Origin of the sequence: Streptomyces sp. NPDC050564 (assembly GCF_044457265.1) — a bacterium.
Taxonomy (GTDB): Bacteria; Actinomycetota; Actinomycetes; order Streptomycetales; family Streptomycetaceae; genus Streptomyces.
Window position 1 is genome coordinate 573,135 of record NZ_JBITGS010000001.1, and the last position, 20,557, is coordinate 593,691.

The following is a 20,557-nucleotide window of genomic DNA, read 5'->3' on the forward strand; positions in this document are numbered from 1 at the left end:
CCGATGACCTCGTTGACGGAGACCGACCACGGGGCGGCCTCTCGCGAGGAGGGGGCACGGCAGGTACGGGCCGTTCCGCGCTGGCGACGCGGCCTGCGCCCGTACCTGCTGATCGTGCCCGCCCTGCTGCTCACCGGCGGGATCCTGTACCCCTTCGGACTCGGCCTCTACTACACGCTGTTCGACTTCTCGGCGAGCAAGCCGCGGCCGGACATGGTGGGCTTCGAGAACTACCGGACGGTGTTCACCCAGGAGGCCTTCTGGAACTCCGCCTGGGTGACGGTGCTGTACGCGGTCGGGGCCGCCGCCGTGGAGACCGTGCTCGGGGTCGCCGTGGCCCTGCTGCTGCACCGGTCCTCCCGCGTCGGCCGTGTGCTGGAGAAGATCCTCATCCTGCCGCTGATGATCGCGCCGGTGATCGCCGCGATCATCTGGAAGCTGATGCTCCAGCCGTCCGTGGGCGTGATCAACCACGTGCTGAAGCCCTTCGGCCTGGGCGGCGTCCAGTGGACGGACACCCCGACCGGCGCGCTGTTGTCGTCGATCGCGGTGGACGTGTGGGTGTACACGCCGTTCGTGGCGATCCTGGCGCTGGCCGGGCTGCGCTCGTTGCCCACCTCCCCGTTCGAGGCGGCCGCGGTGGACGGGGCCCGCTGGTGGTACACCTTCCGGCGGCTCACACTGCCGATGCTGTGGCCCTACGTCCTGGTCGCGGTGATCTTCCGGTTCATGGACTCGCTGAAGGTCTTCGACATCATCTACGCGCTGACCGAGGGCGGGCCCGGCGACTCGACGGTGGTGCTGCAGATCCGCGCCTACCTGGAGGCGATCCGCTTCCAGCGCTATTCGTTCGGGATCAGCTACACGATCGTGCTGTGGGCCGTGGTCTATCTGGCCGCGATGGTGCTGGTGCGCTATCTGGGCAGGCTTCAGAACCGGGCCGCGGAGGTGCCCAAGTGATCCGCAGGAGCAGGAAGTCGCGACGGAAGCCGGGCAGGAAGCCTTGGCTCGGATGGCTGGCGGACGCCGCGCTCATCCTCTACTTCGTCTTCGCGCTCTTCCCGATCGCCTGGATGGTGATGCTCTCCCTCAAGCCGGCCGACCAGCTCTTCAGCACCTACTTCTCCTTCACCCCGACCCTCGACTCCTACCGGACGGTGCTCGGCGACAGCGAAGGGATTCCCTTCGTGCGCTTCTTCGTCAACAGCCTGGTCGTGTCGCTGGGCGCGGTCGCGCTCTCGCTCGTGGTCGGCCTGCCGGCGGCGTACGCGTCGGCACGCTGGCGGTTCAAGGGCTCCGAGAACCTGATGTTCACCCTGCTGTCGTTCCGCTTCGCGCCCGAACTCACCGTGATCATCCCGCTGTTCGTGCTCTATCAGAAGCTCGGCCTGTTCGACACCTACGTCGGCATGGTGTGGGTGCTGCAACTCGTCACCCTGCCGCTGATCGTGTGGATCATGAGGTCCTACTTCGCCGATCTGACCCCGGAGCTGGAGCAGGCGGCGCTCCTCGACGGCTACACACGTAAGCAGGCCTTCTTCAAGGTCGCGCTGCCGCTGGTCAAGCCCGGGATCGCGGCCGTGTCACTGCTCGCCTTCATCTTCGCCTGGAACAACTTCGTCTTCCCCCTCATCCTCACCTCCTCGCAGGCCCAGACCGTGACCGTGGGCGCGCTGTCCTTCCTCGGCGGCGACCGGCCCAAGTACAACCTCACGGCCGCCGCCGCGCTCGTCTCCGTCGTCCCACCCTTGCTGCTCGCGCTGACGATCCAGCGGTATCTGGTGCGGGGGCTGTCGTTCGGGGCGGTGAAGTCATGAGCATCGCTCTGCGAGGCGTGCGCAAGTCGTACGGCCGGACCACCGCGCTGGACGGGCTCGAACTGGAGGTCCACGACGGCGAGTTCTTCTGCCTGCTCGGCCCCTCGGGCGCCGGCAAGACGACGACCCTCAAGACAGTGGCCGGACTCGAACAGCCCGATGCCGGCACGGTCGAGCTCGACGGCGCCGACATGACCGGCGTCGAGCCGTACGACCGGGGCGTGGCCATGTGCTTCGAGAGCTACGCCCTCTACCCGCACCGCTCGGCGTACGACAACCTCGCCTCCCCGCTGCGCTCGCCCCGCTACAGGTTGCCCGCCGCCGAGGCCCGCGACCGCATCGGCGCGATCGCCGAACTCCTCGGCATCAACGGCCTGCTGGACCGTCCGGTGGGCCAGCTGTCCAACGGGCAGCGGCAGCGGATCGCGCTCGGCCGGGTGCTGGTACGCCCCGCCCGCGCCTTCCTCCTCGACGAACCGCTCTCCCACCTGGACGCCAAACTGCGCCAGTCGATGCGCGCGGAGCTCAAGGCGATCGGCGCCGTGCAGCACACCACCACGCTGTACGTCACCCACGACTCCGTCGAGGCCCTGGCACTCGGCGACCGGATCGGCGTCATCCGGGACGGCCGGATCGTACAGACGGGGACTCGGGAGGAGATCTGGTACCGGCCGTACGACACCGAGGTGGCGCGGGCGTTCGGGCGGCCGCGGATCAATCTGCTGCCGGGGACGATCGCCGAGGGCGGCGGCTTCCGTTCGGTGGACGGGGCGGTGGAGCTGCCCGTCGGGGCGGAGGCGTCCCCGGGCGCGGACGTGCTGGTCGGGGTGCGTCCCCGGGATCTCGCCCTGGGGCACGAGGGACCCGACACCGACGGCCTGCGCTCGGCCCTCACCGGCACCGTCTACGTCACCGAGGTGCTCGGCCGGGCCGTCGAGGTCACCGTGCGGCTGGGCGGGCAGCACGTCTCGCTCGTCGCGCCGCGGGCCGAGGCGACACACCTGCGTCCCGACGATCCGGTACGGCTGACCGTACGGCCTGAGAACCTGCTGCTGTTCGAGGCCGACCGGCCGGAGCGTCCAGGACGAAGGATCGAGACGAGCACGCGATGAGCAGCAGCGGCAACACCAGTGGTGCACAGCAGGGGCCCGCGGTCCGGCAGGCCGCCATGGCCGAGCAGGTACTGGCCGACGGGTCGGCGACCGCGGCCGAGCTGGCCGAGCGCTTCGGCGTGAGCCTGATGACCATACACAGGGACCTCGACGAGCTCGAACGACAGGGAATCGTACGGAAGTTCAGGGGTGGTGTGACCGCGCAGCCCTCCGGCGTCTTCGAGTCGAATGTCCAGTACCGGCTGAAGACGATGCGCCCGCAGAAGGCGGCCGTCGCCGAGCGCGCGCTGAAGCTCGTCGAGCCCGGCATGGCGGTGCTGCTCGACGACTCGACGTCCGCGCTGGAGATAGCCCGAAGACTGGGCGAGATCACCCCGCTCACGGTCGTCACGAACTTCCTCGAGGCGATCAACCTCCTCTCCGACCGGCGCGGCATCCATCTGATGGCCCTGGGCGGCGACTACGACCCGCTGCACTCCTCGTTCCTCGGGGTGTCCTGCGTGGAGGCGGTGCAGTCGCTGCGCGTCGACATCTGCTTCGCGTCGACGTCGGCGGTCTTCGGCGGGTACGCGTACCACCAGGAGCAGCACATCGTGTCCGTCAAGCGCGCCATGCTCGACTCGGCCGCCCGCAACATCCTGCTGCTCGACCACACCAAGCTCGGCCGGGTCGCGCTGCACCGCGTCGTCCCGCTGTCCCGCTTCGACCTGGTCCTCGTCGACGACGGGGCGTCGGCCGAGGCGCTGCGCGATCTCGACGAACACAAGGTCCCCTACGAAGTGTGCGCCACCGGCACCGGTGGCTGAGTGCCCAGCAGAGAGGGTTGCAGATGGCCGAATTGGCGCTGCGCGAACTGCGCAAGACGTACCGGTCCAGGGGTCGCCCGGCCGTCGACGCGGTGCGCGGCATCGACCTGGAGCTGCGCTCCGGCGAACTCCTCGGACTGCTCGGCCCCTCCGGGTGCGGCAAGTCCACGACCCTGCGCATGATCGCGGGTCTGGAGACGGTGACCGGCGGCGACATCCTGGTGGGCGGCGCCTCGGTCGTGGGGCGGCCCGCGCAAGCCCGCAATATCGGTGTCGCCTTCGAGAACTACGCGCTGTATCCGCCGCTGAGCGTCGCCGAGAACCTGGCGTTCGGACTGAAGGCCCGCAGGCGGGGAGCACGGGGATCGCGGGAGGATGTCTCCCGCAAGGTCGCCGAGATCGCGGAACGGGTCGCGCTCACCGATCTGCTCGAGGCCCGGCCCGCCGGTCTGTCCAGCGGCCAGAAGCAGCGCGTCGCCCTCGCCCGCGCGCTGATCCGCGAGCCCGACGTCCTGCTCCTGGACGAGCCGCTGTCCCACCTCGACGCGGCCCAGCGGGACACGACCCGCCGCGAACTCAAGCGCATCCAAAAGGACTTGGGCCACACCACGATCCTGGTCACGCACGACCAGGAGGAGGCCCTCTCCCTCGCCGACCGGATCGCCGTGATGAAGGACGGCGTCATCCAGCAGCTCGGCACGCCGTACGAGATCTTCGACAGCCCCGCCAATGTCTTCGTCGCCGACTTCGTCGGGGAGCCCGCGATCAATCTGCTGCCGGGGATCTCGACGGGGGACGGCCACGCCCGGCTCTCGCGTACGGTGAGCTTCGCGCTGCCGGTGAAGGTGGCGCAGGGCCGCGAGGTGGTGATCGGCATCCGCCCGGAGGATCTGGAACTGTCCGGCGAGGGCGGGGTCGCGGCACGGGTGAGCGCCCACGAGCCACTCCTGGAATCGGGCATCGCCACCCTGGTCCTCGAAGGAGTCGTACGACCGCTGGTCACCCTCACCGGCCCCGAGGTGCGGCTCGCCCGGGACGAGCGGGTCCGGGTGAGCGCCGATCCCGGCCTCACCCATGTCTTCGACGCCGAGACGGGAGACTCCCTGCGATGACCGGTTCCGTGACTGTGGTGGCCGCGGGCGACCACTTCGTACTGCCGCGGCTGATCGCGGAGGCGGTCCGCGCCGAGCTCGGCGAACACCCCCTTTCCGTACGGGAACTGACGCTCGACTGGCCCCTTGAACCCTTCGGCCCGGTCGCCGAGGTCGAGGAGGCGAGCGACGCCGAGGACGAGCTGATCGAGGCACTCGGCGACGCGGACGTCCTGGTCACCCAGATGGGCCCGGTGACCGAGCGGGTGCTGGCCGCCTCCCCCCGGCTGCGGCTGGTGGTCGTCTGCCGGGGCGGTCCGGTGAACGTGAACCGGGAGGCGGCCCGCGCACAGGGCGTACGGGTGTGCTTCGCGCCGGGCCGCAACGCCGCCGCCACCGCCGAGTTCACCGTCGGCCTGCTCCTCGCGGCACTGCGGCGCATCCCGCAGGCCCACGATCTCCTCGCACGGCAGGGCAGTTGGGGCGGCGGCGCGACGTACTACACCTACGAGCAGAGCGGCCTGGAGCTGGAGGACCTTCCCGTCGGGCTGATCGGCTACGGGGCCGTCGGCAGCCGGGTCGCACGGGTGCTCGGCGCGTTCGGGGCACGGGTGCTGGTGTACGACCCGTATGTGCGCGGCGAGGTGCACGGACTGCGGGTCGGCTCACTGGACGACCTTCTCGGCCGGTCCCGGGTGATCAGCCTGCACGCACGGCTCACCTCCGAGACCCGCGGCCTGATCGGCGCGCGCGAGCTGGCGCTGCTGCCGCCCGGTGCCGTCCTGGTGAATGTGGCGCGGGGTCCGCTGGTCGACGAGGGCGCACTGTGCGACGCGCTGAAGAGCGGGCAGCTGTCGGCGGCCGCGCTCGACACCTACGAGCGCGAGCCGGTGCCGCCGGACTCCCCCCTCTTCGACCTCGTCGGGACCGAACGGCTGCTCATGACACCGCACTTGGGCGGCGCCAGCCGGGCGGTGGCCGAAAAGGCCGCACGGATCGCGGCGGCGGAGGTGGGCCGCTGGGCACGCGGAGAGCCACCGGCACACTGCCTCGACTGAGGCCCACCGACAGGAGACGACCGAGCTGAGGGAGGCCGAGGGTCATGTACGTCGGTATCGATGTGGGCACGTCCATGGTGAAGGCCGCCGCCTTCGACGACACGGGCCGCGAACTGGCCGTGCAGGCACGGCCGGTGGACCTCACCATCCGCGGCGGCTTCGTCGAGCAGGACATGGAGGAGGTGTACGCGGCGGTGGTCGCCGCGCTCTCCGCGCTGACCGCCGCCGTGCCGGGCATCGTCGAGCTGGCCGGGCTCACCGGGCAGGGCGACGGGGTGTGGCTCGTCGACGACGAGGGCCTGCCGGTGCGGGCCGCCGCGTCCTGGATGGACGGCCGGGCGCACGAGCTGGTCGACCAGTGGCTGGCGGACGGCACCTTCGAGACGGTGTTCCGGCGCACCGGGAGCGCCATGTTCCCCGGCTGTCCCGGGCCGCTGCTGGTCTGGCTCGACCGCTACGAGCCCGCTTCGCTGGACTCGGCGACCACCGCGCTGTACTGCAAGGACATGGTCTTCCAGCGGCTGACGGGGGTGCGGGCGACGGATGTGTCGGACGCGTCCATGCCGTTCCTCGACCCGCGCACCCGCGCGTACGACAACCGGGTCGTCGAGCTGCTCGGCCTGGCCCACCGGCGCGGGCTCCTGGCGCCGGTGAGCGATCCCGTGGCCACCGGGCGGACCCGCGGCGGAGGCCTGCCGCCCGGCACGCCGATCGCCAACGGCCCGTACGACCTCCCTTCCTGCGCGCTCGGCGCGGGCGTCACGGCCCCCGGCGACGGACTGCTGATCGTCGGCACCTGCCTGGCCAGTCTCGTCGCGACGACGGACCTCGACCTGACCGGCGAACCGGCCGGCCTGTACATCTCGACCGACCGGGCCGGGTACTGGCTGCGCGCCATGCCCGCGATGGTCGGCACGGCGGCGCTGGACTGGGTCCTGTCGACGACGGGCGTCCACCACGACGAGGTGGACGCGCTGCTGGCCGCGACCCCGCCCGGCGCGAACGGCGTCCGCGTACTGCCCTACTTCGCCCCCTCGGGCGAACGCGCCCCCTTCGTCGAACCACGCCTGCGCGCCGAACTGACGGGCGTCTGCCTGGAGTCGACTCGCGGCGACCTCATCCGCGCCACCTGCGAGGGCATCGGCTACGCCGCCCGCCACTGTCTGGAGGCCGCCGGCCTGACGGGGTCGCTCGCCGTCTGCGGCGGGGGCACGCGCAGCCCCGCGTGGATGCGGCTGCTGGCCGATGTGCTCGGGCGGCCCTTGCGGGTCGTGGAGGGTGAGGTGGGGGCGCGGGGAGCGGTGCTGGCGGCGGCGGCGCGGTACGGGGTCGCCCTCGACACGGCCGCGTGGACCGAGCCGACCGCGGTCGTCGAACCCGACGCGGCGCGGGCGGCCTACTACGCCAAGGCGTACGAGGACCACCTGGCCCGCCTGACAGAGGCCCGGTCCCGGGCTCGCCACTGAGTTTCCTCGCCCCCTCCGCCCCTGCCCGTCCCGTCCCTGGGGGCTGCGCCCCCAGACCCCCGCCAAAAGATCGCGCAGTTCCCCGCGCCCCTGAAAGGGGCGCGGGGAACTGCCGAAAGGCTGGTCGGGACGGGCAGGGGCGGAGGGGGCGAATCAAACACGCCGACCACCCACCACGGAAAGGAAGTTGCATGACCCCGCATCCAAGACGTCGCTCCATACTGCTCGCAGCGGCTGCCGGCACGGCGGCCGCCGCCGCACCCACCGCGGCGGCAGCCGGGCAGTCCCACCCCCACGCCCCCGTGGTGGTCGGCCACCGCGGCGCCGCCGGCTGGCGCCCCGAACACACCGCGGCGGCATACACGTACGGCGTCCAGACCGGCGCCGACTGGATCGAACCGGACCTGGTGCCGACCAAGGACCACGTTCTGGTCGTCCGGCACGAGAACGAGATCTCGCAGACCACGGACGTGGCAGCGCACCCGGAGTTCACCGGCCGCCGCACGACGAAGACGGTGGACGGCCGGAGCGTGACAGGCTGGTTCACCGAGGACTTCACGCTGGCGGAGCTGAAGACGTTACGGGCGGTGGAGCGCCTCCCCCTGGTCCGCAACCGCAACACCGTCTTCGACGGCCGCCACGAGGTGCTCACCTTCCAGGAGGTCGTCGACCTCGCCCGCCGCCTGTCCAAGGAACACGGCCGTACGATCGCCGTCTTCCCGGAGACGAAGCACCCCACCTATTTCCGCTCGATCGGCCTGGAACTGGAGCCGAAACTGGCGGCGCTCATCCGCGGCAACCGCCTGGGCCCGCGCGAGTGCGTCGTCCAGTCCTTCGAGCCGACGAGTCTGCAGGGCATCGCCATCCAGAAGCTGGGCGTACCGCTGTGGCAGGCTCTGGGCACCACGGGCGGCCCCTACGACCTGGCCTCCTCCGGCGACCCGACGACGTACAAGGACATGATGACGCCGACGGGCCTCGCGGAGATCGCCACCTACGCCGACTGGATCGGCCCCGACAAGACGTCGATCGTGCCGGTGGGCACCGACGGCCGCCTCGGTAGCCCGACCTCTCTCGTGCCGGACGCCCACCGGGCCGGCCTGCGGATCGGGCCGTACACCTTCCGGGCGGAGAACCAGTTCCTGCCGGCGGACTTCCGGCGGGGTACCGGAGCCAATGATTTCGGGGACGCGTTCGCGGAGTACGCGCTGTACTACGGGCTGGGGGTCGACGCGGTGGTGACCGACTTCCCGGACCTGGCGGCGATCGCGAGGAGGGGTTCATGACGATAAGCCGGGTATGCCCGACCTGTGGCAGCAGGCAGGACTTCCGGAAGCTCAATGACGCCGAGAAGGCAGCGGTCCGCGCGGAGAAGGGCGAGCGCCACTTCGTCAACAACCTCTGGCGGTGCACCGCCAAGGGGTGCCTGTGGTACCAGCCGTACCTCCACACGCGAGGCGGCGACCGCCTCCCCGAGAAGTTCCGGGACGACCCCACGACCGAGCCGGGCGCGGACTGACACCTCGTTGTCAGACCCTCCTGACACGCTTCCCCTCATGGACACCGCAGAGTTCTGGCGCATCGTCGAGGACGCACGCAAGCAGGCAGCCGACCCGGCGGACGGCGAAGCGGTCGCCGAGCGGGCCACCGCGGTGCTGGCCACTCGGCCCGTGGCGGAGATAGTCGCCGCCCAGCAGGTCTTCTGGGACCTGATGGCGCAGTCGTACCGCGCTCCCCTGTGGGCCGCCGTCTATCTGATCAACGGCGGCTGCTCCGACGACGGCTTCGACTACTTCCGCGGCTGGCTGATCCTGCAGGGCCGCGAGGTGTTCGAGCGGACCCTGGCCGATCCGGACACGCTGGCGGACCTCCCGGTCGTGGGGGAGGCCGCGGCGGACTGGAGGGAGATGGAGTGCGAGGACGCACTGGGCATCGCCTGGGACGCCCATCGGGCGGCGACGGGTGAGGAGCTGCCCCAGGACAGCTTCACGATCCGGTATCCGGAGCTGAAACCGTCCTGGGGCTTCGACTTCGACGACGACGAGGAGCGGTCACGCCGACTGCCCCGGCTGTCCGCGCTCTACGCCGACTGAGGAACCGGAGGACCTACAGGTTGCTGAAGTCCGGTCCCGCCGTCCGCGACCGCTTGATCTCGTAGAAGCCCGGCACCGAGGCGACGAGCAGCGTGCCGTCCCAGAGCTTGGCTGCGTCCTCGCCCTTGGGAGCCGGGGTGACGACGGGGCCGAAGAAGGCGAGCTGTTCGCCGTCGGCGCCGGGGACGGCGATGACCGGGGTGCCGACGTCCTGGCCGACCTTGTCGATGCCCTCCTTGTGGGAGGCGCGCAGCTCGGCGTCGAACTCGAAGTTCTCCTGGTCGGCGTAGTCGATCAGGTCCGCGGGGAGGCCGACGTCGGCGAGCGCGCCGACTATCGCCTCGCGGGTCGGGCCCTCGCCCTGGTTGTGGATGCGGGTGCCGAGGGCGGTGTAGAGCGGGCCGAGGACGTCGTCGCCGTGCTTCTGCCAGGCGGCGGTCACCACGCGGACCGGGGCCCAGGCCTTGGTGGTCAGCAGCTCCCGGTAGTCCTCGGGCAGCTCGTCCAGCTTGGGCTCGTTCAGCACGGCGAGGCTCATGATGTGCCAGCGGACCTCGATGTCCCGGACCTTCTCCACTTCCAGGACCCACCGCGAGGTCATCCACGCCCAGGGGCACAGCGGGTCGAACCAGAAGTCGACGGGGGTCTTGGCGGAGGTGCTCGCGGTCTCGGACATGGCTCTCCTAGAAATACGGTCGTTTCCCCAGGCAACACCGACCGCCATCCACCCCATTCCCGGGTGCCCGGTCTCAGGGGCACATGGCAGGATCGGGCCTGTCCGCATGCCGAACACCAGCCGAGGGAGTGCCGTCCGTGCCCGGTGAGAATCTGTCCCGCGACGAGGCCCGGGAGCGGGCCGCCCTGCTGTCCGTCGACGGGTACGACGTATCCCTCGACCTGCGCTCCGCCCTCGACGCCTCCCCCGCGGGCGCGGGCGGCACGGAAGGGCAGCGGACCTTCCGGTCCGTGACCACGATCCGCTTCCGCTGCGCCGAGCCGGGCGCGGCCACCTTCGCCGATCTGATCGCGCCGAGTGTGACCGCCGTCTCATTGAACGGCAAGGACCTCGACCCGGGCGAGGTCTTCGACGGCTCCCGGATCCGCCTGGAGGACCTCGCCGCCGACAACGAACTCGTGGTCGACGCCGAGTGCGCCTACTCCCGCACCGGCGAGGGCATGCACCGCTTCGTCGACCCCGAGGACGGCGAGGTATACCTGTACACGCAGTACGAGCCCGCCGACTCGCGCCGCGTCTTCGCCAATTTCGAGCAGCCGGATCTCAAGGCCCCCTTCCGCTTCGAGGTGCGCGCCCCACAGGGCTGGACCGTCTGGAGCAACGGCGTCGGTGAACTCGCGGACGGAGTCTGGCGGTTCGCCGAGACCAAGCCGATCTCGACGTACATCACGGCGGTCGTGGCGGGCCCGTACCACTATGTGACCGACTCCTACTCCCGCACCTTCGACGACGGTACGACGCTGGAGATCCCCCTGGGCGCGATGTGCCGCAAGGGCCTGGCACCCCACTTCGACTCCGACGACGTGTTCCTGGTGACCAAGCAGGGGCTGGACTTCTTCCACGACCACTTCGACTACCCGTACCCGTTCGGCAAGTACGACCAGGCGTTCGTGCCCGAGTACAACCTCGGCGCGATGGAGAACCCGGGACTCGTCACCTTCCGCGAGGAGTTCATCTTCCGCGGCAAGGTCACCCAGGCGTCGTACGAGGGCCGGGCGAACGTCGTCCTGCACGAGATGGCGCACATGTGGTTCGGCGACCTCGTCACCATGGAGTGGTGGGACGACCTGTGGCTCAAGGAGTCCTTCGCCGACTTCATGGGCGCGTTCTCGCTGGTCGGCGCGACCCGCTTCAAGGACGGCTGGATCACCTTCGCCAACCGCCGCAAGGCGTGGGCGTACCGCGCGGACCAGCTGCCGTCCACCCACCCGATCACGGCCGACATCCGCGACCTCCAGGACGCCAAGCTCAACTTCGACGGTATCACCTACGCCAAGGGCGCGAGCGTACTGAAGCAGCTCGTCGCGTACGTCGGGCAGGACGCCTTCCTGGAGGGCGCGCGGCGCTACTTCAAGCGGAACGCCTACGGGAACACGCGCCTCGGCGACCTGCTGTCGGTGCTGGAGGAGACGAGCGGCCGGGACATGGCCGCCTGGGCGCGGTCCTGGCTGCAGACCGCCGGCGTCAACTCCCTCACCCCGCAGGTGATCCTGGGCTCCGAGGGACGCGTCACCGAGCTGGCGATCCTCCAGGAGGCCGCCGAGTCGCACCCCGAACTGCGCCCGCACCGGGTGGCGGTGGGCCTGTACCGCTGCACGCCCGAGGGCACCGTGGAGCGGTACGCGCGCGCCGAAGTCGACGTCGACGGCCCGCGTACGGTCGTCCGCGAGCTGGTCGGCGCCGACGCCCCCGATCTGGTCCTCGTCAACGACGACGATCTGACGTACTGCAAGATCCGGTTCGACGAGGGCTCGTTGGCGACCCTGCGGGAGCGACTCGGTGAGATCACCGACCCGTTGGCGCGCGCCCTGTGCTGGTCGGCGCTGTGGAACCTCACACGCGACGCGCTCATGCCCGCCCGCGACTTCATCGACCTGATGCTGCGATTCGCCGGCCGCGAGTCCGACATCGGTGTGCTCCAGATGCTGCACGCCTGGGCCAACTCGGCGCTCACGTACTACGTGGCGCCCCACTGGCGCACGGAGGCGGGCCGCCTGCTCACCGAGGGCGCGCTGCGAGAGCTGCGGCTCGCCGAGCCGGGCAGCCAGCACCAGCTGACGTGGGCGCGTTTCTTCGCGACGGTGGCGTCCGAGGAAGCCGATCTCCAGCTGCTGCAGGGCCTGTTGGCGGGCACCGCGAAGATCGACGGGCTGGAGGTCGACCAGGAGCTTCGCTGGGCGTTCCTGGAACCGCTCGCCGCGCACGGGGTCGCCGACGAGGTCGCGCTCTCCGCCGAACTCGCCCGCGACGACACGGCGTCCGGCAAACGCCACCAGGTCCGCTGCCTCGCCGCCCGCCCCTCGGCGGCGGTCAAGGCGCAGGCCTGGGCGGCCGTGGTCGAGTCCGACGCGCTGTCCAACGCGCTCGTCGAGGCGACCATCGCCGGGTTCACGCAGCCGTCCCAGCGCGAGCTGCTCGCGCCGTACGCCGCGAAGTACTTCGAGACGATCGAGCGGGTCTGGGCGGAGCGGTCCATCCAGATCGGCATGGACGTGGTGAAGGGGCTGTTCCCGTCCCTCCAGGACTCGCAGGCGACGCTGGACGCGACGGACGCCTGGCTGGCGGCGCACGAAGGGGCGGCGCCGGCGCTGCGCCGACTGGTGCTGGAGGCGCGGGACGATCTGGCGCGCACCCTGCGGGGACAGGCCTGCGATGTGGCGGCGGCGGGCTAGCACTGCTCCCTGCTTGACGACTGAGGGCACCGGTTCCGGCCGGTGCCCTCAGTGCTGACGCGGTACGGACGCGGACGCGGCTGACGCGGTACGGACGCGGCGACGGCGCTCGTGGTTGGCGTGGCTGGCGCGGATAGCTGGCGCGGATAGCTGACGCGCGTGGCTGGCGCGGATAGCTGACGCGCGTGGCTGGCGCGGATGGCCGGCGCTCATGGTCGGCGCGGGTGTCCGGCGCGGGTGGCCGGCCTGCCGGTGACGTAATCCGATGCACGCGGTGGTTACGAAATACAGGTATTCAGAGCCGTAACCCCTATTACTCCCCGTCCGGACCAGGGCCTTTCGGCAGTCGAACGCCCGTACTTTAGGACGGTCTTGTCCAGATTTGTCGACGGGCGTGTAACAGCGGTTAGAGGGCTGCCCCGGGGCGGGAAACCCCGGGTCATGAACCACAACACCCCGCTCTCCCCCCGCCCCCTCCACCATCTCTCCGACGTACAGCGGCGCGTCCTGACCACCGCCCAGCTGCGCGCCCACGGTGTGACCACCGCAGATGCGAACGAGCAGTGCCGGCCCGGCGGCCCCTGGCAGCAGATCCTCCCGAGCGTCTACCTCCTGCACCCCGGCCCGCCCACATCCGAGGAGCGCCTGCACGCGGTGCTGCTGTACGCCGCCCGCCCACCCATGCCCGGCCCGGCGACCACCATCCCCGCCCAGCCGGCCGCCGAGGAACCGCACGCTCCTCAGCCGTACACGGACGCCCTGATCACGGGCCTGGCGGCGCTGACCCTGCACGGCTTCTCCTCGGCCCCGCCCCTCCTCTCCCTCGACAAGATCGACGTCCTGGTCCCCCGCCTGCGTCGCCTCCGCTCCAACGGCTGCGCCCGCATCGTCCGTACACCGTCCCTCCCGACCCCCGTGCAGGTCACGGGCGTTCCGGTCGCCCCCGTGCCGCGCGCCCTCGCCGACGCGGTCTCGGAACTGGCCGACGCGGGGGCCGTACGCCGACTGCTCACGGAGGCGGTACGGGGCGGCCACTGCGAACCGGCGTCGGTGGTCCGTGAGTTGACGGCGGCCCGGCTCCTCGGCCGCCCCCACGTGGTGGACGCGGTGGATTCACTGCTGGCCGAGGGCCGCGCCATCGCCGAGGACCGTCTGTACCGCATGGTCCGTGAGTACAACCTGCCCGACCCGGTGTGGAACGTGGACCTGCGTCTGCCCGGCGGCCCCCACCTGGGCGGCCTGGACGCGTACTGGCCGGAACAGGCGGTCGCGGTGGAGCTGGACACCCGGGCTCCCCGCCAGGACGAGGACGCCCTCTGGTCGGAGTACGCCCGCAAGCGCGAACACCTGGAACGCCTGGGCATCACCGTCGTCTACATCACCCCGAAGAAGCTCCGCGAAGGGATGGAGCAGCAGGCCACGGTCCTACGCACCGCGCTGATGGCCTCGAACGACCGGGATCCTGCGGCATATGTCGTGGTGCTGCCCCGGTAGGAACGGACCGGGGCACATATCAGGAGGGGAGGGAAGGGGCTCGCGAGCACACCTCGCGGGCCCCTTCCCATGTGCTCGCCGCTTCGGAGTGGCGTTGTCAGTGCCCCGCTCTACTGTGGGGCCGGCACAGGATTTCCGAGGATCCTCGACGAGAAACCGGAGAGCTCCATGACGACCCTCCCCGACCGGCCGAACACCGCGCTGCTCGTCATCGACGTCCAGAACGGAGTGGTGGACGGCTCCCACAACCGCGACAGCGTGATCGCGAACATCAACACCCTGGTCGACAAGGCCCGCGCGGAGGACGTGCCCGTGATCTGGGTACAGCACTCCGACGACGACCTCAAGCGCGGCAGCCACAGCTGGCAGTACGTCCCGGAGCTGGTCCGCGCGGACTCGGAACCCCTCGTCCACAAGCTCTACGGCGACTCCTTCGAGGACACCGAACTGGAGACGCTGCTCGCCGACCGCGGCGTGGGCCGCCTCGTCGTCACCGGCGCCCAGACCGACGCGTGCATCCGCTCCACCCTCCACGGAGCCTTCACCCGCGGCTACGACGTGACACTCGTCGGCGACGCCCACACCACGGAGGACCTCACTGCCTACGGCGCACCGTCCCCGGAGCAGGTGGTCGCCCACACCAACCTCTACTGGCGGTGGCAGAGCGCCCCCGGGCGCCGCGGAGGAACGATCGACACGGGGGCCGTCACCTTCGCCGCCGGCGACTAGGGCCTGCGGCCTCGGGGAGGCTACTTGCCGCAGAACTCCGCCTCGATCACCGCATCGCTGTCCCCCGACCAGTCCCCGTTGAAGTTGAAGGAGAGGGAGTGGCGGCCGTCGGCGGTGGTCACGGCGGAGGACGTCGAGCCGTGGATGCCGCCGTCATGGCCCCACACGTGGACGCCGCAGGTCAGTTTGCGGTCGATGAGGCCGAGGCCGTAGCGCGCGTTCGGGACGCCGGCCACCTCGACCGTGGTCTTCATTTCTGTCAGCTGCTTCCGCGGAAGGAGCTTGCCTCGCAGCAGGGCCGCGTAGAAGCGGTTCAGGTCCGAGGAGTTGGAGATCATCTCGCCTGCCGAGGACGCCAGGGACGGGTTGAGTTCCGTGGCGTCGTAGGTCGGGCCCGTCGTCGTCTCGGCCAGCTTCGAGTACGCGCGGCTGCTCGGCCCCGGGACCGTGACCCTGGTGCCGGGGACGGACGTCGCGTGCAGGCCGAGCGGTTCGATGATGCGGTGGCGGATCTCCGACGCGTACGAGTGGCCGGTGACCTCGCCGATCACCATGCCGGCCAGGACGTAGTTCGTGTTGGAGTAGCTCCAGGAGGCGCCCGGCGCGAAGACCGGCTCGTGGGTCATGGCGAGCTGTACCAGCTGCTGTGGAGTCAGCGTGTCGTAGCGGTGCTCGAAGAAGCCGCCCTTCAGGAAGTACGTGCGGACGAATCCGGCGTCGTTCGTGTAGTCGAAGATTCCGCTGGTGTGGTTGAGGAGCCGGCGGAGTGTGATCGCGCGGCCGTCGTGGCCGTGGCCCCGCACCACGCCCGGGAGCCACTTGTCCACCGTGTCGTCCAGCGACAGGCGGCCCTCCGCCTCCAGTTGGAGCAGCACCGTGGAGACGAAGGTCTTGGTGATGCTGCCGACGCGGTAGTGGTCCGCCGTCGAGCGCGGCGCCCCCGTCCGCAGGTCGCCCACGCCCGACGTGTCGGACCACGTGCCGTGGCGGTCCTTCGCCGTGGCCGTCACCCCCGGCACACCGTCCTTCACGGCCGCGTCCATCGCCTGCCGTGTCGCACCGTGCTTCCCTCCGGCGGGCGCCGCCACCGCGGGCCCCGCCAGAACCGCGGCCAAAGCCACCGCGGTCACGCCCACCAGTCCCGTACGCACTGACATGTCCTCCCCCTTCACCGACGAACTGCTTGGTCGGGTGAGGGGACTCGACGGGCCCGTGTGAAGGTTGCCTCCCCGTGAGCCGGTTGAGCCGGTTTCAGCCCTTTGTGAGGACCAGCTCGGTGTTGCGGTCCCGTGATGTCCCCGACAGGTCAGTGCGGGCGCCGGGGGTGTTGAAGGAGAGCTCGCGGTAGAGGGCCGCCAGGCCGGTCTGGGTGAGGTCGGAGAAGTCCGTCTCGTGCGGGGCCGAGGACTCGATGAGGGTGGTGAACAGGGAGAGCGTGCCGTCCTTGTTGTCCACCAGCTCGATCACGCGGGCGAGTTGGGGGAAGTCGACGTGCGAGGCGGTGCAGATCTCCCAGAAGGAGCGGTTGTCGGGGGCCGCGTGCGGGATGATCTCGTTCTTGTGGGTGTGCCCGTTCACCCAGGCCAGCACGTTGCTGAAGCTGGCGAGGAGCGCGATGACCTCGTCGCCGCCGTGGCGCTTCTCCGCCGGGTGGGCGGGGTCGGCGTGGCGGTTGCGCATCGTCTTGCTGGTGTGGTGGCTGAAGACGATCACGTACGAGTCCTTGTTCTCGCGCAGCGTCCTCTCCAGCCAGCGGAGCTGGGCCGTGCCGATGGAGCCCTCGTAGTGGCCACCGGGGTCGGTGGTGTCGAGGCTGACGCCGATGACGTCCTCGGCGATGCGGAACGTGTAGTACTGGGTGTTCGCGGCGAGGTTCGCGGAGGAGTATCCGTGGCCGATCGGACCCGGGCCGGTGTACGCGGGGTCGAGGTGCGCCCGGATGTACTCGGCGGGGGTGAACGGGGCCCGGTTCTCGTCGGGCGTGACCGAGCGCATCTGCCGGGCGTGCGCCTTGAGCAGGTCCCGAAGCTCCGTGCCCTTCGGGCTGCTGCCGTCCTTGATGCTCTTCGCCAGGGCGGTGCACTCCGCCGCCGGCAGCGACATCAGCTTCTTGCCGCCGACCGCGAAGTCGGTGAGGTACGAGTCGCCGCGCGAGCCGTAGCAGCCGAGCGGGAGCGCGTCGTGGTTGCCGACGGTGGAGTACCAGGGCAGCTTGAGACCGGGGCTCCGCAGTTCGCGGATCGCCGCCTCCAGGAAGCCCTCGATGCGCGGGAAGCCGAGCTGCTTGTCGGCGTCGCGCAGGGCCGCGTCGGGCTGCCAGTACGTCTTGAGGCCGCTGGCCTGCACGCCTTCGTAGTGGCGCGGGTCCCCGCTGTTGGGGCTGATGCGGCCGCCGCTCATGACCTTCAGGAACCACTCCAGCTCGGTCTTGGAGTTGTTGTCCGTGTTGTCCCCGGTGGTCATGACGAAGTGCAGCGGGGAGCCGGTGACGGGCGCCCCCCGCAGTGAGTTGACCCGCTCGACGAGCGAGACGGCGCCCGCGACGGTGAGGGTCTCCTGCGGACGCCAGGCGCTCTTGTTCTGGGCACGCAGGTACTCCAGGCGCAGCGGGTGCTGGGCGTCGGTCAGGTGCAGGTCGGTGAGCTGTACGAACGCGGCGAGGGCGGTGCGCCGCTCGGCCCGGCCGGACTTGGCCGAGGCCAGCTCGCTGCGTACGACCCGCTTCCAGCCGGCGCCGTCGCCGAGCCGCCGGTACCCGGTGGAGCCGGAGCGCGGGGTGGCGACGCTGCTCACAGTGGTGCCGCGCGTGTACGGAGCCAGTCCGGCGGGGGCCACCCCCGACCGGGCCTTGGAGTGCGCGAGCGAGTCGGCGACGGGCGCCTGGCCTGCGTGGCCGGTCGCGGCGTGCGCGTCCGAGCCGGAACGCAGGGCCAGGCCGATCCCCGCGGAGAGGGACACCGCCCCGGTGGCGGCGAGTAGCGTACGGCGGTTCATGGCAGCGGCAGTGGCGACAGAGCGTATGCGCGACATGGCGCGGTCTCCCCGAGTGCGAACGCGTCGGCAGTGGTCGCGGGGCGCTCGACTTGCGAACTCCCCGCTCACACTGGATCGTTGGCACCGGGAATGACCTGCACGTTAACTGGGAAGCAACGGGCAGCGCCGATCACCGTACGTGGATCTTGGAACACCCTGCGCGTCCGTGACCCCTCTCCGAACGGCCGGGAGACGGTCACTCCGTGTTCATGTTCCCGGGTACTGAACCTGTTCGCCGGCGCTCGCCTACGGGTTGGCCGGTGAGTACTCGGGCGCCGACCAGCGCAGCGCACTGGCCGCGGATGTCTCCACCACCTCCTTGAGCGTGAAACGGACGGTCCGCTCCCCGTCCTCGGTGAATTCCGTGCGGGCCGTGCCCGTGAGCTGGAGCGCCGCCCCCGACTCCCAGCCCAGGAAGAGCAGCCCGGCCCGTGGGTCGACCGCCAGGTTGCCGAGGGTCAGGAACATGGAGTTCCCGGGGTAGTCGCGCCACCTGAGCTCGCCGGGCGAATCGACGCGTACGAATCCGGGGTTGCCGCCCCGATGGCTCACGTCGGCCCCTCGCGCGTGGACCGTGGCGAGGAAGAAGGTGTCGGCGGCCTCGATGAACTCCCGCTGGTCAGGGGAGAGTTCGCCACCGCTTCGAGCCGCACCGGGCATGCGGTCCACCGTCTCGTACGACTCCCTCCTCTGCAGGTACCTCGGACAGTTCGAGAAGACCTGGTCGGCCTCGACCGCGAACCCGCGGGGTGTCGGGCGGGCCCGTCCATTGAGGCGCATCCGGCGGCGGGTGCGCGGGTCGAGCGCGATCGTGCCGACGGGGGTGCCGGCCGTGGAGAGTGCCGGGGCGAGCGGGTCGCCGGGCCCGACCCCGCCCGCGACCGAGATCTGGTGGGATCCCGTGGCCCGTACGAAACCGGGTGCCCCGGTGAGCGGCGAAGCCCACACGGCGCCGCTCACCGGGTCCGCGGCGCCGACGACCAGCATCGGCTGCAGTTCGAGGAAGGCGGCGGCCACCGGGCGGATGCCCTGCCCGATGGCCTGCCCCACATGATCGGCGAGGTCGCGGACGCCGACCCGGTCCTGCACGGCACGCGAGCCGGAGTGATACGTCATGTCAGCCCCTGGGGAGTCATACCCGTGCTCTAGAAGAAACCGCAGGTCGGCGCCGACGCGGACGGCACGGGTGCCTCCTGTGCGCCGTTCGGCGTGTAGATCTCCAGGCGGGTGCCGTCGGGGTCGTGGAAGAAGATTCCGCCCGAGGCCGCGCCCTCACGGTGGGCGACCACACCCTCGTACGCGAAGTCGACACCGTAGGTGCGCAGGGCGCTCTCGTACTCCCTGACCTGGTCGATCGAGTCGACCTCGAGCGCGAGGTGGTGCAGGCCGGCGCGCCCGTTGTCGTACGCCCCCCGCGCCTGCTGCCAGAGGGTGAGCACCGGGCTGCCGCCCTCCCCCAGGAATGCGTACCGCCGCTCCTCCTCCTTGCCCTCGCCGATCACGCCGAAGCCGAGGACGTCCCGGTAGAAGGCGAGTGAGCGGTCGAGGTCCGTGACGTTCAGGCCGATGTGGCCGGTGCGCGGTGTCATGCGGGTCCCCTCTGTCGATGGCGCCCCCAGCAGGGCTAACCTCTGTCACCGAGGTTAGAGGTTAGACTGGATAAGCGCAACCAGTCACGTACTCTTGACCGGTTAGCCGTGAAGGGAGCCCCGCCATGCCCACCACCACCGATCCGCGTCCACTCACCGGCGAGCCGCTCGCACTCGACCTGCTCAACACCCGCTGGATGCACGAGGGGGCCGTGCAGGACCTGCTCACGGACACCGAGGGGCTCGCGGTATGGCTGGCCGCGAACGAGCTGGACCATGTCGCCGACGAGGCGACCCTGCGGCACGTACTCCAGGCCCGCGACGCGCTGCGCACCGTGGTCGACGGGTCCCTGGAGGACGGGGCGGACCGCGTCGACGCCGTCCTCGCGCACGGGCGGATGCGCCCCACGCTCAGCCCCCAGGGTCCGGGGGAGAGAGTCGAGTTCAAGGACCCGGCCTGGGCTCCCGCCTGGCTCGCCGCGCGCAACTATCTGGAGCTGCTCGCCACCGCCCCCGACCGCATCCGCCACTGCGCCCACGACTCGTGCATCCTGCACTTCTTCGACACCTCACGGAACGGCACCCGCCGCTGGTGCTCGATGGCCTCGTGCGGTAACCGGGCGAAGGCGTCCCGCCACTACGCGCGCACGAAAGAGGGCTGAACCCTCGCGCATGTCGCGCGATACGGCGACATAACTGGCGTGACGCATGGCGGAATTACGCCATGACTCCATCCCGCCTCGGTCAACTCTCCCCAAACAACTGCCCCTTAGGTAAAGCTGAGCGGTCATCCGGGTCCACATACCGGACTGACGCGATCGCGTTCCGAAGGAACGTCGGAACCGGTCGCTCCGCGCTCGT

General features: G+C 70.6%; 19 protein-coding genes. 14 read left to right on the forward strand and 5 right to left on the reverse strand.

Annotated features, from left to right (window positions below; genetic code table 11):
* The first annotated feature begins 3 nt into the window (after positions 1 to 3).
* From ACIBK0_RS02510 to ACIBK0_RS02555, 10 genes are all read left to right on the forward strand, one after another.
* Complete coding sequence (locus tag ACIBK0_RS02510) at positions 4 to 960, forward strand: carbohydrate ABC transporter permease (protein WP_399074708.1); 957 nt, start codon at positions 4 to 6, stop codon at positions 958 to 960.
* Positions 957 to 1,817 (forward strand): carbohydrate ABC transporter permease, encoded by an 861-nt coding sequence (locus tag ACIBK0_RS02515; protein ID WP_399074710.1) that lies wholly within the window; start codon positions 957 to 959, stop codon positions 1,815 to 1,817. The genes ACIBK0_RS02510 and ACIBK0_RS02515 overlap by 4 nt, the downstream gene beginning before the upstream one ends.
* Complete coding sequence (locus tag ACIBK0_RS02520; RefSeq protein WP_399074712.1) at positions 1,814 to 2,929, forward strand: ABC transporter ATP-binding protein; 1,116 nt, start codon at positions 1,814 to 1,816, stop codon at positions 2,927 to 2,929. The genes ACIBK0_RS02515 and ACIBK0_RS02520 overlap by 4 nt, the downstream gene beginning before the upstream one ends.
* Positions 2,926 to 3,735, forward strand: a complete 810-nt coding sequence (locus ACIBK0_RS02525) for a DeoR/GlpR family DNA-binding transcription regulator (protein WP_399074714.1) — start codon at positions 2,926 to 2,928, stop codon at positions 3,733 to 3,735. Before ACIBK0_RS02520 ends, ACIBK0_RS02525 begins: the two co-directional genes overlap by 4 nt.
* Positions 3,736 to 3,758: 23 nt before the next feature.
* Positions 3,759 to 4,847, forward strand: a complete 1,089-nt coding sequence (locus ACIBK0_RS02530) for an ABC transporter ATP-binding protein (protein WP_399074716.1) — start codon at positions 3,759 to 3,761, stop codon at positions 4,845 to 4,847.
* Positions 4,844 to 5,884: a 2-hydroxyacid dehydrogenase gene (locus ACIBK0_RS02535; protein ID WP_399074718.1), complete on the forward strand. Its 1,041-nt coding sequence runs from the start codon at positions 4,844 to 4,846 to the stop codon at positions 5,882 to 5,884. Before ACIBK0_RS02530 ends, ACIBK0_RS02535 begins: the two co-directional genes overlap by 4 nt.
* Positions 5,885 to 5,928: 44 nt before the next feature.
* Positions 5,929 to 7,350, forward strand: a complete 1,422-nt coding sequence (locus ACIBK0_RS02540; RefSeq protein ID WP_399074720.1) for an FGGY family carbohydrate kinase — start codon at positions 5,929 to 5,931, stop codon at positions 7,348 to 7,350.
* 191 nt (positions 7,351 to 7,541) lie between these two features.
* Positions 7,542 to 8,636: a glycerophosphodiester phosphodiesterase family protein gene (locus tag ACIBK0_RS02545; protein ID WP_399074722.1), complete on the forward strand. Its 1,095-nt coding sequence runs from the start codon at positions 7,542 to 7,544 to the stop codon at positions 8,634 to 8,636.
* Positions 8,633 to 8,869 carry a hypothetical protein gene (locus ACIBK0_RS02550; protein ID WP_399074724.1) on the forward strand — a complete coding sequence of 79 codons (237 nt, stop codon included), beginning with the start codon at positions 8,633 to 8,635 and terminating at the stop codon, positions 8,867 to 8,869. The genes ACIBK0_RS02545 and ACIBK0_RS02550 overlap by 4 nt, the downstream gene beginning before the upstream one ends.
* A 37-nt stretch (positions 8,870 to 8,906) precedes the next feature.
* The gene (locus ACIBK0_RS02555) at positions 8,907 to 9,443 is read left to right on the forward strand and encodes a DUF4240 domain-containing protein (RefSeq protein ID WP_399074726.1); all 537 of its coding nucleotides are present in this window, start codon (positions 8,907 to 8,909) and stop codon (positions 9,441 to 9,443) included.
* Positions 9,444 to 9,456: 13 nt separating this feature from the next.
* Here ACIBK0_RS02555 and ACIBK0_RS02560 read toward each other — a convergent pair whose 3' ends face one another.
* Positions 9,457 to 10,119 (reverse strand): DsbA family protein, encoded by a 663-nt coding sequence (locus tag ACIBK0_RS02560; protein WP_399074728.1) that lies wholly within the window; start codon positions 10,117 to 10,119, stop codon positions 9,457 to 9,459.
* A 137-nt stretch (positions 10,120 to 10,256) separates the two neighbouring features.
* On the opposite strand from ACIBK0_RS02560, the gene pepN reads away from it, so the two are divergent.
* From pepN to ACIBK0_RS02575, 3 genes are all read left to right on the forward strand, one after another.
* The gene (gene pepN, locus ACIBK0_RS02565; RefSeq protein ID WP_399074730.1) at positions 10,257 to 12,851 is read left to right on the forward strand and encodes an aminopeptidase N; all 2,595 of its coding nucleotides are present in this window, start codon (positions 10,257 to 10,259) and stop codon (positions 12,849 to 12,851) included.
* A gap of 441 nt (positions 12,852 to 13,292) precedes the next feature.
* Positions 13,293 to 14,345, forward strand: a complete 1,053-nt coding sequence (locus ACIBK0_RS02570) for a hypothetical protein (RefSeq protein WP_399074732.1) — start codon at positions 13,293 to 13,295, stop codon at positions 14,343 to 14,345.
* Between the two features lie 168 nt (positions 14,346 to 14,513).
* A complete protein-coding gene (locus tag ACIBK0_RS02575; RefSeq protein WP_399074734.1) occupies positions 14,514 to 15,074 on the forward strand; it encodes a cysteine hydrolase family protein in 561 nt (186 codons plus the stop codon).
* Between the two features lie 20 nt (positions 15,075 to 15,094).
* Here the strand turns inward: ACIBK0_RS02575 and ACIBK0_RS02580 are convergent, their stop codons facing one another.
* The 4 genes from ACIBK0_RS02580 to ACIBK0_RS02595 form a co-directional block, all read right to left on the reverse strand.
* Positions 15,095 to 16,231, reverse strand: coding sequence for a serine hydrolase domain-containing protein (locus ACIBK0_RS02580; RefSeq protein ID WP_399074736.1), 1,137 nt, complete (start codon positions 16,229 to 16,231; stop codon positions 15,095 to 15,097).
* A 94-nt stretch (positions 16,232 to 16,325) separates the two neighbouring features.
* A complete protein-coding gene (locus ACIBK0_RS02585) occupies positions 16,326 to 18,104 on the reverse strand; it encodes a TIGR03767 family metallophosphoesterase (protein WP_399074738.1) in 1,779 nt (592 codons plus the stop codon).
* Between the two features lie 249 nt (positions 18,105 to 18,353).
* Positions 18,354 to 19,223, reverse strand: coding sequence for a pyridoxamine 5'-phosphate oxidase family protein (locus tag ACIBK0_RS02590; protein ID WP_399074740.1), 870 nt, complete (start codon positions 19,221 to 19,223; stop codon positions 18,354 to 18,356).
* Positions 19,224 to 19,252: 29 nt separating this feature from the next.
* The gene (locus tag ACIBK0_RS02595; RefSeq protein ID WP_399074742.1) at positions 19,253 to 19,696 is read right to left on the reverse strand and encodes a VOC family protein; all 444 of its coding nucleotides are present in this window, start codon (positions 19,694 to 19,696) and stop codon (positions 19,253 to 19,255) included.
* Between the two features lie 125 nt (positions 19,697 to 19,821).
* Here ACIBK0_RS02595 and ACIBK0_RS02600 point away from each other — a divergent pair, with 125 nt between their 5' ends.
* Positions 19,822 to 20,358, forward strand: coding sequence for a CGNR zinc finger domain-containing protein (locus ACIBK0_RS02600; RefSeq protein WP_399074744.1), 537 nt, complete (start codon positions 19,822 to 19,824; stop codon positions 20,356 to 20,358).
* The last annotated feature ends 199 nt before the right edge of the window (positions 20,359 to 20,557 follow it).